We start from the raw sequence: 13,019 nt of genomic DNA, 5'->3' as shown, positions 1-13,019 counted from the left end.
GCAGGCTCGGCAGGCACTGCCCACTAGCCAGGTGACACACGTGGGGCACCGTGCAGCCTCGGTCCGAGTAGCACCTCGGCGTCACCGAGCAGCGGCCCGCGGCGTCACAGGTGAAACCCACCGCGCAGTCCGAATCCTCCTCGCACCGCACACAGCGCTCGTTTGAGCAGTGCTCCCCTTCCGCGCAGACCGCCGACGCGGTGGACTCGGTGCAGCGTGGCACACAGGCATGCAGGCCCGGATTGCAGCGCTCCTCGGCGCCGCAGTCCGAGTCCTCGATGCACCCGAGGTCCTCCTCGCACACGAGCGCGCCCGCGTTGCACCGCTCACCTGTCGGACATTCCTCACGTGTGCCCATCGGGCACAGCACCACGTCGGCCCTCGCCCGGCACAGTCCCTGGCGACACCACTGTCCCAAGGCGCAGTCCGCGTGCGCCACGCACGCCTCGCCCCAGCCCTCGCGCGCGACACAGGCTCCGGCCTCGCAGCGCTCACGGAGCCGACACTGACCGCTCGACTCACAGGCGCCACACACTTCGGCGAGCGTGCAGACCTGCCCTCCATCACAGTCCTCGCGCCGTGCACAGGTCTTCGGGTCGGGGTCCACATCCGGCCCCGGTGGCACCTTCTCCGTGGAGGAACAGGCGAAGAGCCAGCACAGCCCCAACAGCCACCACCCCGTCCTCACGGCGCCTCCGTGACGACGCCCGAGGGCCACTGCACGTCCGCCACCGTCCACACCTCGCCCTGGCGCGACAGGGTGCGACGGAACTCGCCCTTCAGCACGCCCCGGTCATACACCCGCACCGTGGCCTCACTGCGCGGGTCCACGGCGCCGTTCTCGCGCGAGAGCACCACCGCGACCCGGTACGTGCCTGACACGGGGTTCTCGTAGCCGAAGACCTCCGGACCGAAGCCCGTCAGCCGATCCCTCAACAGCTCCGGGTCCTCAGCGAATCCGGGTGCGCCCCAGTCGGGACGCGGGTTCGCGTAGTGACAGTCATCGACGGACCCCAGCACCGCGTCCACGCCTCGCAGCACGTGCAGGTCCAGGTCCGTCTCCGCGTGGCTCCACGTCACGTCCACCCACAGTTGTTGGGCGGGAACCGCCACGACTCGCGCACGCGTGGGTTGCAGGCTGCGCGCGCCCGCCGCATCCGTCACCGTGAGCGCCACCTCGTACTCACCCGACACCACCGGGTCCAAGCGCAACACGCTGCTGGACGCCCCTGGGGACAACACCTGCGCACGCGCGCCCACGGGCAGCGAGACCAGCTCCCAGGCGTACGTGAGCGGACCGTCTCCATCCGGGTCCATCGAGGCCGTGCCCTCCAGCACCACTTCGCCTCCCGGCACGCTCTCGCCCGGAGCGCTCACCACGGGCACCGGCGCGAGATTCACGCTGCCTCGCAGCTGCATTCGCGCCTCGCGCTGGTCCGGGTCCGTGGTCCGCAGCACCAGGGCTCCACTCACGTCCTCGGCGGCGACACCGGACGGCACCGCGTATTGCACCGACACCTCGACCTCACTCGCGAGGTCCAGCACCGCGGGCGTCCGCGTGGAGCCCACGAGCTGGAACACAGGAGACGCAGGCGATTCGAGCGTCAGTGACTCCAGCACGAGCGGCGCGCTCCCTCGCGAGCGAAGCCTCACCGGCCGCACCACGACATGTCCCTCGGCGACCCGCCCGAAGTCGAGCAACGCGGGCTCCAGCTCCAGCGCCGCGGCCGTGCGCCCCTCTCCTCGCAGCGACACCTCGACGTCCTCTTGAATGGGGTCGTCCGTGCGCAGCACCAGCGTCGCCGTGTAGCTCGACTCACGCGGCGGCACGAAGGCCAGCACCAGTGGGGTCTCTGCCTGCGCGGGCACCTCCTCGGGAACGGAGATGATTCGGAACGGGCTGCCGTCCTCCTTCACCACCGCGCTCACCACTCGCAGCGACGCGCGTCCCACGTTCACCAACGGCAGGGACACCTTGCGTTCGTTCAGCGCGGGCACGGCACCGAAATCCAGTGTGGACGCGGGCGCCACCCAGCGCGGCACCACCGAGGACGGCGGCGCGTCCCTCCCACAGGCCGCCACCAACAGCCAGCACACGAGCCACCCGCGCCTCACGACCCCTCCTCCACGTACTCCAGCTCCACCCGCGACCCCAGCCCCGGCACCGAGTCCCCCGCGAAGAACACCGTCCCACGCTCGGGTTGGTACACCCACCCGTGCTCGCCTCCCGCCTCGGGGACGCACACCACCTCGAGCGCCTCCGCCGACCGCCCCTCGCAAGCCGCGCGGTCCACCGACACACAGGCCCTCAGGGAGGACTCCGGCGTCCCACAGGCGTGGCGAACACGGACCCTCAGCGAGTCCTCCCGAGGCACACGCGCGAGCGCGAACGAGCGCCTCAGCCCCACCGCGCTCGTCGCCAGCGTGCGCAGCGTCTCGGCGAAGTCCTCGTCGCAGATGCTCCCCAGCGCTCCGCCCATCCAGGACACGAGCTCCGCGTACCGCGCCCCCGGCTCCGCGCCACAGCCATTCGAGGGCACATCCCCGATGATGGCCGACGCCACCACCGTCCCGTCATTGCCCAGCCCCTTGGCTCGCGAGAACTCCCGCCAGTACATGCGCACGTCGTGCGGCGAGCGGTCGTCCTCGTCCGTCACGAACGCCAGATACAGCCATGCGTCCGGACGCAGGAACTCCACCGCATGTGTCGCGCGACACGCCTCCCGACACGCATCCGTGGCGCAGCTCGACACGCAGGCCGCTCGCGCCTCCAGCACCGGCGCGTTCTCGCGCGCCAGCCGCTCCAGCACCTGACGCGCGGCCTCCAGCCCCGTCTCGTACGCGCTCCCTCCCGTCCCCACTCGCACGCTGTCCGCGAAGGCCTGCTCCAGCCCCGGCGTGTCCGGACGCAGAACCCGCGGCGTGCCCACCAGCTCCCCGGGACGCGCGAAGGTGTCCGTGGTCGCCACGCCCATGCGGTAGTCGATGCGCCCTTCGCGAAAGAGCGAGATGAACGCCTGGAAGTTGCGCGCGAGCGACTCCTGGCGAGGCGCCATGGAGGCCGAATCATCCACCACCCACAACACATCCACCGCCGACGCCGAGCGCTGCGCGTACGTATCGACGTGGAAGCCCGGCGGGAGCGACGGCACCAATCGCTCATCCCGACAGTCGACGAAGAGGAGCGCCAGGAAGGCGACGACGGCGACACGGCGCATCCGCCCAGCCTACCCCGAGCGTTCATGGTGCACATCTCCGCCGAGAACCCGCCCTGACCGGGCCCCGGGTGCGCTACATCCCCGGGCACCATGTTCCACCGTCAGGGGCCCACCCTCCTCGAGCTGGCCGAGCAGGCCCTCTCCTCCGTCGAGCAAGGCTACGACCTGCTCGCCCCCAAGTTCGACTACACGCCCTTCCGCACACCGGACCCCGTGCTCCGCGCCGCCATCGAAGCCCTGGGCCCCTCGGGCTCCGTCGGCACCGCGCTGGACGTGTGCTGTGGAACCGGCGCCGCCATGCGCCACCTGCGCCCGCTGGCCCGCGAGCGGGTCACCGGCATCGACGTGAGCCAGGGCATGCTCGAGGAAGCGGACCGCAGGCTCTCCGGCGCACCGGGCACCGCCGCCCTCGAGTTCGTCCGGGGTGACGCGCTGGAGATGACCTTCGACGCCGCGTTCGACGTGGCCACGTGCTTCGGCGCCTTCGGCCACATCCTCGAAGCCGATGAGCCCCGGCTGATTCAGCGCATCCACCAGGCCCTACGTCCCGGGGGGCGGTTCCTCTTCGTCACCGGCCATCCACCGTCGAAGCTGCGCCCCGGTTACTGGGTGGCCCGGAGCTTCAACGCCGCCATGCGCGTGCGCAACGCCCTGTGGAAGCCGCCCTTCGTCATGTACTACCTGACGTTCCTGGTGCCGCGCGCCCGCGCGCTGCTGGAGGCACAGGGCTTCAGCGTCGAGGTCCGCGACGGCATCCTCCCCGAGCCCTTCACGCCCCTGGCCACCGTCATCGCGACGAAGCGCTGACGCCGCGCCTCAATGTGACGCGTACTCCACGGACACCACGGTGTACTCCACCGCCCCGCGAGGCCGCTCCACCACCACGGCATCTCCCACCTCCTTGCCGAGCAGTGCCCGCGCCAGCGGAGACTCCACGCTGAGCCGGCCCGACTTCACGTCCGCTTCGTCCAGGCCGACGATGCGATAGCGCGTGCGCTCGCCGCCCTCGTCCTCCAGCTCCACCCACGCGCCGAAGAAGACACGGCCCTCCCGCGCCGCCTCCGGCTCCACCACGCGCACCTCCTCCAGCGTGGCGGCGAGGTGACGCGCGCGGCGCTCGCGCTCCTGGCGCCGGACTCCCGCCTCCAGCGGCGTCAGCCCCTCGGCCCCGGAGTCCGGCCCCTGCGTGGCCGCCAACTCCTCCTGCAGGGCGCGATAGCCCTCCGGCGTGATGTAGCGCTTGTCGCCCGAGGAGGACTTCGGCCGCGGCGGCACCAACACCTCGTCCCCGCCCGAGTCCTCCTTCGTGAACGCCTTCGACATTCCGACCTCCGACACAGTCCACTTCGGACCCGGGCACCTCGCGCCCGTGAGACTAAGCTACGCCGCCTCGTCCATCACTCAAGGGGTGCACGCATGGCAGGGCAGGCAAGGCTGACGGGCAAGCAGGGCCAGGAACTGGCGGGCTATCTGAGTGAAGCCACTCCAGCGAAGGGCGCGGTGGTCCTCGTCCACGAGTGGTGGGGCCTCAACGAGCACATCCGAGGCATCGCCGACCGGCTCGCGAAGGAGGGCTTCACCGTCTTCGCCGCCGATTTGTACGGCGGCCGCACGACGAAGGACGCGCAGGAGGCCGACAAGCTCCTGTCCCAGATGGACTGGGGCAAGGCCAGCCAGGCCCTCAAGGACGCCACGGAGGCGCTGCGCCAGCGTGGCGGCGCCGGCACGAAGGTCGCCGTCCTGGGCTTCTGCATGGGCGGCGCGCTGACGCTGCTGGCGGGAGCGAACGACGCGGGGCTCGACGCCGTGGTGCCCTTCTACGGGATTCCGCCGGACAGCGTGGACGTCACCCGAATCCGCGCGCCCATCCTCGGGCACTTCGCGACGCAGGATGACTGGTGCACGCCGGACCGGGTGGACGCGCTGGAGGCGAAGCTGAAGAAGGCGAACGTGCCGGCGGAGCTCCACCGCTACGACGCGAACCACGCCTTCTTCAACGACACCCGTCCGGAGGTCTACTCGCCGGACAATGCACGGCGGGCGTGGACCCGGACGGTGGACTTCCTCCGCGCGAAGCTCGGCTGAGCCTCGCGCGAAGGGGGCTCACGACTCCCGGCTCAGGTGCCGGGGGTCGCCGGCGTGGCGGGAGCCTGGGGCGCGGTCTCCGGCGAGGCGGGCGTCGTCGGCTGGGCCTCCGGGGCCTCGGTGCCGGGCGCCTGCTCCGGGGCGGCGGGGGCCTGGGGCGCGAGCTCCGCGGGGGACTGACCCGAGGGAACGAGCTGCAGGCGGTACTGCGACACGCCCTTGGGGAGCACCACCTCCACCAGCGGGTTCTCCTTCAGCAGGTCGGCGTTCGTCTCCAGCGTCACCAGGCCGTCCGCGTCGCTGACCAGGTTCATGCGCGTGCGGCGCTCGCCCGCGCGCACCTTGGCGCCCTGCACGGGCTTGCCAGCGCCGTCCACCACGCGCAGCGCCACCGTCTGGCCCGCGGTGACTTCGGCGGCGTTCGGCGCCACCAGCTCCCGGTAGGTCGGGCGCAGGGCACAGGCGGACAGGAGGGCGGTGGAGGAGAGGACGACGGTCAGCAGGGCTCGACGAAGGCTCATGGGAATTCCGTACGGACGTGAGGGGACTACCGGGCGCGGCAGCATAGCCGCAGACGGCGGGCCGCCAAGCCCCACCACGTCCGCCCCTCGGGGCACGGAAGCGGTTTTCCCGGGTTTGTTCCCCGGAAGGAGCCTGGGGCCACCCAGCCGGCCCGCCCTCCGGTGGAGTCAGCGGCCCTTCCCGATGCCCGCCGCCAGCCCCACCTGAACGGGAGCCGGGTGCACCGCGCCCGCCGCGAAAGGCTCGTACCCCATGGAGATGGTCCGCACCGACAAGGACACCTCGCCTCCGCCCTATGTGCACGACGTACACCGGGAGTTCTCCTACGCGGAGCTGCCGCCGGGCATCGGGATGAAGCCCGATGGCATCCACCTCAAGCACAACCGCTTCGACGTGAGCGTGGTGACGATGGTCCTCACCAGCCTCGTCGTCTTCTTCGTGCCGCTCTTCAACGGGCTCATCGGCGGCGTGTTCGGCGGCTTCCATGCGCGCACCTTGAAGCGCGCGCTGGCCGCGGCGGTGGTGAGCTCCATCGCCGTGCCCGCCATCCTCGCGGGGCTGTCGTTCTTCGCCGGCAACAACTCGCTGCGCATCTTCTCCGGGCTGGGCTTCGGAGGCTGGATAGCGCTGCATGTCATCGGCACGTTCATCGGCGCCGTGACGGGCGCGGCCAGCCGCCCCCTGTTCACCGAGGACCTCAGCGCAGCTCCAACCCGACCAGCAGCCGACGGTCCGACATACCGGACCACCACGTCGACGGTGCGGGTGAATCCCGACGTGACGGTGGAGCGAGTGAGCCCTCCCACCGGGCCTGTGCGCGAGGAGTGAGCAGCACGCCGAAGGGCCCCGCGCGCCCCAGCCACAGCTCCACCTGGAGCCATGCGCCCACCTCGTGCGTGAGGCGCGCGTCGCCCAGGCGCCAGGTGGGTGCGTAGGCGGCCTCCAGGCGCACCGCGTTGGCGCCGGAGCCCGGCAGCCCCGTGCGGTGGGTCAGCGAGAAGCGAGGTCCCGCCGCGGGCGCGAGGGAGGTCTGGCTCCAGTGCATCCGCGCGAGCCCGCCCACGCCCACCGCCGTGAAGCGCGAGAAGCGCGCGGCCTCGTCGATGACCACCAGCGCCTCCGCCTGCACGGTGGCGCGGTAGGGCTCCGCGTGCGCCGTGTCCGTGGCGACGCGCGCCTCCGCGCCCCAGCCCAGCGAGTCCCACGCGGAGCCACGCAGCGCGAGCGGCTCTCGTTGCAAGGTGCGGTAGCCCACCAGCGTCATGTCCGTGGACACCACGCGCGGCGGTCCCCAGCGCGGCTCCAGCGAGAGCTCGCCGTCGAGGACGCGCAGCTCGCTGCTCGCCTGGAAGCCGTGCTGGCGCGCATCGCCCAGCGCCTCCGCGAGGCCCGCGGTGCGCACGCTGACCAGGGGGCGCACGGCGCCCGTGTCGGGGAAGCCCACGCCCACGCTCACCACCGTGCGCGCCGCGCCCGACTCGCGCAGCGCCGAGGCCGCCCAGCGCGTCTCGTCCGCCACCTTGCGGCGGCGGTCCTCACCGAGGAAGGCGACCGCGTCCACGTCCGCGAACACGCCGTCGTTGAGTGCGCCCTGTGCGTCGGTGGCGAGGATGAAGGTGGCCTCGGTGCGCTCGGCGCGGACCAGGACCTTCAGCTCCTCGGGCGTCGGTGGACGACGGGGCGCGGTGGCCAGGGCCTGCTGGAGCAGCGCCGTGCGGTCCAGCACCGCGAGCTTGCGCTGGAGCGCGTCCTCTCGCTCGAAGACCCGCTGGCGCTCGCGAATCCCCGCCTCGGCCGAGCCGGCCACGGGCGTCCTCAGGGCCAGCAATCGCTGACGTTCGATTCGCAGCCGCTCGCCGTCCATGCGGTCCACCGCCGCGCGCTCGACCCGCACCGCGTGGGCCACGTAGGCGTGGAGCGTCTGGCGCACGGTGGCGCGCGCGGAGGGGGTCGCGGTGTCGAGCACCGCCGTCACGACTCTCGGAAGCGCGGCGTAGGCTTCGCCTCGGACCTCGGGCTCGCGGGATTGCAGTTGCGCGTGGAGGGACAGGAGGCGTGACAAGGGTCGCGCGTCCACGTGTCCGGAGAGCGACTCCAGGGCCTCGCGGCGCGTCTTGTCCGCTCGCGCGGCGCGCTCTCCCGTGGACTCGAAGGCGTCCGGGACGAGCTCCAGCAGCGGGCCCGCGGGCCCTGCCTTGCCGAGCACCTCCAGCCTCGCGAGCACATCCAGCGTCGCCGAGGGCAGGACCCACATGAGTCCGGGCGGGCGCACCTGACGGTCATTCTCCAGGACACCGTTGAGCAGGAAGAGCAGCGCGCTCGCGCAGTTGTCGGTGAAGAAGTAGTAGCCCATGTACCCGCGCCGCTCGAGCTCCCAGATGCGCTCGAGCATCCGCGTCTCCTCACCGTGCGTCAGGCGCAGGCGGAAGCGGCGGATGGTGCGCTGCTCGAGCTCGAGCGACTCGTGCGCGAGGTCGCCCAGCGTGCCGGTGAGGAAGACGGTGTCGTAGCTCCCCGTCATCCCCTTCACCACATAGCCCAGGCCCTTGGGCTCCATGCCCGTGAGGGCCACGAGCTGCACCACACGCTCGAAGGAGGGGCCGCGCACCTGGGCGCCCTCGCGCCACACCGGGCGCAGGAGGAGATGTCCGAAGAGGGACTCGGGCTGTCGTCCCGTGGCGGCGACCATGAGCACCTCGAGGTGGGAGAGCAGGTCGCGCTCGGCCCAGGCATCGAAGGCGGGACAGGGTGCGCGCACGGGCCAGGCGCCCAGGCCCGAGGACTCCAGCAACTCCGTCAGCGCGCGCGTCTTGGAGAACTCCTGGCAGCGCACCTGCTCGTCCACGGACAGCGCGTCCTCGCGCAGGGACTCCACCGGGACGAACAGCTCCTCGGCGAACGTCACCAGGTCCAGGGCCGCGCTGTGCTGACCTCGCTCGCGACTGAAGGCGCCCGCGTAGTGCAGGCGCGCCTGCTCCTTCCAGACCAGGGGACGCTCGAAGGGCTTCATCCAGCCGGACAACCGGCGCCACCGTGTCTCTCGACTCCAGGCGAAGACGTCCTCCCACCGCTGCGTCACCGCGTGCACCACCGCGCGACGTCGCCACAGCCGCTCGGCGTCCTCGTCCGTCAGCCGGGAGAGGCGCAGCGTGGCGCGACGGTACTTCGACGGTGCGTACCGGTAGAGATGGAAGCGCGCGTGGCCTTCGGACCAGTCGGGGCGAGTCTGCGTTCCGTCTCCCAGGCCCAACGGCGAGGACTCGGCGTGGAGCACCAGCTCCAGCGGGCCGCCCGGGAAGCGCCTCATCGCGGGGGGCAGGGACTGGAGTCCCTGCTCCACCTCACGCACGAGCACGGCGTCGCGTGCCGCGGCGTCTCGCAGCACCAGTCCCGCGCGGGACAGGGCGTGGACACGGGCCGCCAGCGAGTCCTCGTTCGGGGAGGCCCCCGGCTCCGAGTCCCCCTCGCGCACCACCCCCGCCGCTCGCGCCCACACGGGCAGCGCGAGGAGCACCACGAGCCACACCACGCCGCGGCTCACCGCGCCACCTCCGCGGCCACCTCCTCCCCATGCACCGCGAGGAACGCGCGTCGGTCCTCATCGAGCCTCGGGTCCGTTCGCGCCAGCTCCCCCACCCGCGCCAGCCACGCCAGCGCGCGCTCGGTCGTGAGCGTCCGCGTGTCCGCCATCGCCAGCAGCTCCCGCCGGTTCGCGCGCAGGAGCCGGCCGAACGTCGGCAGGTTCTCCCGACGGATGCTCGCCGCCGCCGCCAGGTCCTCCACCGTGGGCCCCGCGCCCAGCGCCAGGTCCTCGCGCAGCTGGTGCGTCCTCGACTGCAGATACACCTGCGCCGCGCGCCCCACCTCCTCGGGAGGAGGCCCCTTGCGTCGCTCCGCCGCCGCCACGACGCGCCAGATGACCACGCCCAGCCCAATCACCGTGGCCGCCACCGTCGTCGCCGACACCACGCGCCCATCCTTGTTGTCACTGTTGCTCGTCTCCGAGCGCGACTCCTTCCCCTCCCCGCCGCTCTCCGATTCGCTCGTCCCCGTCTCGCTGCGGTCGCTGGAGCGCGACTCGCTGGAGCCGCCCTCCTCCGAGCTGTGCGAGGTCCGCTCGCTCGAGTCCCCCGACTCGTTCGACGAGTCCCCAGACCCGTTCGACGAATCGCCCGAACCATTCGACGAGTCACCGGACCCGTTCGACGAGTCCCCCGAGCCCGAGCCGGAACCAGAGCCATCCGACGAGCCCTCCGACGCGCTCATCCCGCCATGGCCCATCGCCCCGGGTGTCCTGCACCCCGTCACCGCCAACAACACCGCCATTCCCAACGCACGCGCCGAGCTCCTGGTCGTCATTCCAGACACCCTCCCTGGTGAATGAGCATTCGTTCGACGTGAAAGCATGACGAGACACCGTGCAATTTCACGGAAGGAATTCATTTCCATGAATCAATTAGCCAGTGACGTGCCGAGCCTGGAACACATGATGTTTCGCGGCCTTGGGAGGCCAGGACAGGCTCCAGGCGCGAAGCGGGCATCCCAGGAGGTGCGTCGGGCGCTACGCGGCGGGGAGGTGCGGGGTTCAAGGGCAACGCGCCGGGCATCGACTTTCGACCCCGGCGCGCGCTCACATGAAACCTACCGCGAAAGGCCCTCCCCCCGGTGGGCCTGCCCCTCATTGTCTCTTCGAGCGCAATGGGAATACCATCCGGGGAACCCCTGATGTCGGATTCCACCCGGACATCTCAGACTCCAGGGCATGTCGCAGCTCAATGCTCAACAGCTCACAACTTCCACGTCCGGGTGGGATAGTGGGAGCCACTCATTGGCATCGTATACTCAGGATACCTTGATTCGTTTGAATTCCGAGGAACAGCGTATCCTGGCGGACCTGGAGGCCCTGCTCGTCGAGGCGGAGCCGGGGTCTGAGTCCCTGCCCATGGTCCTGGAGGCATTGCGCGACACGCTCAAGGCGGAGCGCGCGGTGGCCTACGGCGTGGATGTGGGACCTGACCGCTACCACGTCAGCTACTCCCACAGCTCGGGTTTCCCGCAGCCGACGGAGGCGGTCTTCGACGCGCTGGAGACCTTCCTGTCGGACCGGGAGAGTCTTTGGGGCTGGTACGACCCCGCACGTCCCGCGCCCGCCCAGCGCAACCGGGCGCTGCACTTCCGCTCGCTCCAGGAGTCCGAGGCGCGGCAGATGCCCTTGCATGACCTGCCCGCGTATGAGGTGGGGCGGCGTCTGGGATTGAGCGAGGCGGAGCTGGAGGCGCAGAGGGACCGAGTCAACGTGCGCTCCGGGGCGGTGTATCGCCAGCTCGGGATGGAGCGCATGGCCTTTTTGCGCACGCTGGTGTGCGAGGGCCCCGCGCTGCTGGGCTGGATGGGATTGATGCGCGAGGAGCCCTTCACCGAGCGCGAGCAGCGGGTGCTCCAGGCGCTGACGCCCGCGCTGCAGCGGCGGTTGACGATGGAGACGCGGCTGCGCGAGTCGGGGCTGATGTCCACCGCGCTGGAGGTGGCGATGGAGGCCCTGGGGCGCGCCGCCTGGGTGGTCAGCCGCAGCGGCCGCGTGGTGCACGCCAACAGCGCGGGCCGCGTGTGGTTGGACCGAGGAGAGCCGGAGCTGATGGAGCAGCTGCGCCGGGGCGCGCAGGGGGTGCCCTGTTCGGGCCCGCTGACGCTCACGCCGCTGCGTACTCCCGGGCTGCCTCCGCACTACCTGGCCATCGACACGGGCACGGCCTCGAGCGCCGCGGCGCGGGTGCAGGCCCTGGCCGCGCGCTGGTCGCTCACCGCGCGCGAGTCGGAGGTGCTCACGCACATCGTCCAGGGCGAGACGAACAAGTCCATCGCCGGCCGGCTGGGCTGCGCCGAGCGCACCGTCGAGGTCCACGTCACGCACCTGCTCGCCAAGGCCCACGTGGAGAGCCGCTCGGCCCTCATCGCGCGCTTCTTCCAGACGTCCTGATGACGCGCGCGCCCGCGGGGCCCGCGCGTCTACAATGGGCGGAGTGAACGACTCCGCAGCCCTCCGCCTCCGGGCCGCCCGCGCCCGCGCCCGACACGCGCTGGACTCGGGCCCCTTCTCCGCCCCGCCCGAGGGCGTCCCCCGGCGTCGCCGCCTCGTGATGGGGGACCCGCAGGCGGACTTCGACAAGGTGCTGGGCATCCTCGACCACCACGGGCTGTTGAGCGCGGAGGGCTGGCTCCTGCCCGACGTCCAGCTCGTCTCCGTGGGGGACCACTTCGACTGGGGTCCGCCCGAGGAGCGTCAGCGCGCCGCGGACAGCGCGCTGGCCCTGGTGGCGTGGCTCTCCGCGCACCCGGCGGACCAGGTCACCCTGCTGCTCGGCAATCATGACCTGGGCCGCGTGGGCGAGCTCGCGGGCTTCGACGCGGCGAGCTTCGCCACCGCGCAGGCGGAGGCGGACCGCGTCTACCAGAAGGGCCACACGGACGAGGCGGGTGAGCAGGCCTTCTTGAAGCGCTGGCCCCAGGTGCCCACCGCGGAGCTGGTGGCGCGCGACTTCGGCAACTTCCGTGAGCCGCAGCGCACGTGGGTGGAGTTCCTCCTGCGCGCGCGGCGCTTCCGGACCGCCCACGCCGCGGGCCCCGGGCTCGTCGTGCTCCACGCGGGCGTGACGCGGGAGGACCTGGACCTGGTGGGGCTCGCCCCCGAGCAGCACGCGGACGCGGACGCGGTGGCGCGCGCGCTCAACGGCGCGGTGGATGACGCGGTGGCGCGGTGGAAGGGCGGACCGCTGGAGGTGCCCCACCTGCACCAGCCGGGCGACGCCGCGCGGGGCGAGGGCACGGGCATCTTCTACCAGCGCCCCAGCCTGAAGCCCGACGACGCCGAGCGCACCCGACAGACGCCGCGCCGGCGCTTCGACCCGAGGCGACTGCCCAGGGGGCTCACCCAGGTGGTGGGCCACACGCGCGACAAGCGGGTGCTGGAGCTGATGGGCGTCACGAACCTGACGCCGCGCGACGGCGTGGTGCGAAACCTGGTGACGGACGGGACCCGGGTGGACTGCGCCCACGGCGCGCCGCCGCCACCGCGAGACACCCAGGCGGCGCTGGTCTTCGTCGACGGAGGCATGAGCCACTGCCCCGTCGAGTCCTACGAGCTGTTCGACCTGGACACGCGCGCCGCCGCCGCTCGGACGACGGCGCGCTGAGCCC

Annotated in this window: 11 protein-coding genes; 5 read left to right on the top strand and 6 right to left on the bottom strand. The window is 71.8% G+C overall.

Annotation, left to right across the window (positions count from 1 at the left end):
- Window positions 1-684 precede the first annotated feature (684 nt).
- Window positions 685-2,115 (bottom strand): choice-of-anchor D domain-containing protein, encoded by a 1,431-nt coding sequence (locus VZQ01_RS23420; RefSeq protein WP_426744595.1) that lies wholly within the window; start codon window positions 2,113-2,115, stop codon window positions 685-687.
- Window positions 2,112-3,218, bottom strand: coding sequence for a vWA domain-containing protein (locus VZQ01_RS23415; protein WP_426744593.1), 1,107 nt, complete (start codon window positions 3,216-3,218; stop codon window positions 2,112-2,114). The genes VZQ01_RS23420 and VZQ01_RS23415 overlap by 4 nt, the downstream gene beginning before the upstream one ends.
- A gap of 90 nt (window positions 3,219-3,308) precedes the next feature.
- On the opposite strand from VZQ01_RS23415, the gene VZQ01_RS23410 reads away from it, so the two are divergent.
- Window positions 3,309-4,025 (top strand): class I SAM-dependent methyltransferase, encoded by a 717-nt coding sequence (locus VZQ01_RS23410; protein ID WP_426744591.1) that lies wholly within the window; start codon window positions 3,309-3,311, stop codon window positions 4,023-4,025.
- A 9-nt stretch (window positions 4,026-4,034) separates the two neighbouring features.
- Here VZQ01_RS23410 and VZQ01_RS23405 read toward each other — a convergent pair whose 3' ends face one another.
- Window positions 4,035-4,541 (bottom strand): GreA/GreB family elongation factor, encoded by a 507-nt coding sequence (locus VZQ01_RS23405; protein ID WP_408888876.1) that lies wholly within the window; start codon window positions 4,539-4,541, stop codon window positions 4,035-4,037.
- A gap of 93 nt (window positions 4,542-4,634) precedes the next feature.
- Here VZQ01_RS23405 and VZQ01_RS23400 point away from each other — a divergent pair, with 93 nt between their 5' ends.
- Window positions 4,635-5,303, top strand: a complete 669-nt coding sequence (locus tag VZQ01_RS23400) for a dienelactone hydrolase family protein (protein ID WP_223749592.1) — start codon at window positions 4,635-4,637, stop codon at window positions 5,301-5,303.
- Between the two features lie 32 nt (window positions 5,304-5,335).
- On the opposite strand, the gene VZQ01_RS23395 is transcribed toward VZQ01_RS23400, so the two are convergent.
- From VZQ01_RS23395 to VZQ01_RS23385, 3 genes are all read right to left on the bottom strand, one after another.
- The gene (locus tag VZQ01_RS23395; RefSeq protein ID WP_223749591.1) at window positions 5,336-5,824 is read right to left on the bottom strand and encodes a YajG family lipoprotein; all 489 of its coding nucleotides are present in this window, start codon (window positions 5,822-5,824) and stop codon (window positions 5,336-5,338) included.
- 698 nt (window positions 5,825-6,522) lie between these two features.
- A complete protein-coding gene (locus VZQ01_RS23390) occupies window positions 6,523-9,366 on the bottom strand; it encodes a lipoprotein N-acyltransferase Lnb domain-containing protein (RefSeq protein WP_426744589.1) in 2,844 nt (947 codons plus the stop codon).
- Window positions 9,363-9,794 (bottom strand): hypothetical protein, encoded by a 432-nt coding sequence (locus VZQ01_RS23385; RefSeq protein ID WP_426744587.1) that lies wholly within the window; start codon window positions 9,792-9,794, stop codon window positions 9,363-9,365. The genes VZQ01_RS23390 and VZQ01_RS23385 overlap by 4 nt, the downstream gene beginning before the upstream one ends.
- Window positions 9,795-9,804: 10 nt before the next feature.
- On the opposite strand from VZQ01_RS23385, the gene VZQ01_RS23380 reads away from it, so the two are divergent.
- The 3 genes from VZQ01_RS23380 (at window position 9,805) to VZQ01_RS23370 (ending at window position 13,015) form a co-directional block, all read left to right on the top strand.
- Window positions 9,805-10,209 carry a hypothetical protein gene (locus tag VZQ01_RS23380; RefSeq protein WP_223749588.1) on the top strand — a complete coding sequence of 135 codons (405 nt, stop codon included), beginning with the start codon at window positions 9,805-9,807 and terminating at the stop codon, window positions 10,207-10,209.
- 468 nt (window positions 10,210-10,677) lie between these two features.
- Window positions 10,678-11,802, top strand: coding sequence for a response regulator transcription factor (locus tag VZQ01_RS23375; RefSeq protein WP_046716674.1), 1,125 nt, complete (start codon window positions 10,678-10,680; stop codon window positions 11,800-11,802).
- A gap of 34 nt (window positions 11,803-11,836) precedes the next feature.
- Window positions 11,837-13,015: a metallophosphoesterase gene (locus tag VZQ01_RS23370; RefSeq protein WP_370640393.1), complete on the top strand. Its 1,179-nt coding sequence runs from the start codon at window positions 11,837-11,839 to the stop codon at window positions 13,013-13,015.
- Window positions 13,016-13,019: the final 4 nt, after the last annotated feature.

This window comes from Myxococcus faecalis (genome assembly GCF_050039385.1).
Taxonomy (GTDB): Bacteria; Myxococcota; Myxococcia; order Myxococcales; family Myxococcaceae; genus Myxococcus; species Myxococcus fulvus.
This window is presented reverse-complemented; position numbering and strand designations above follow the sequence as displayed.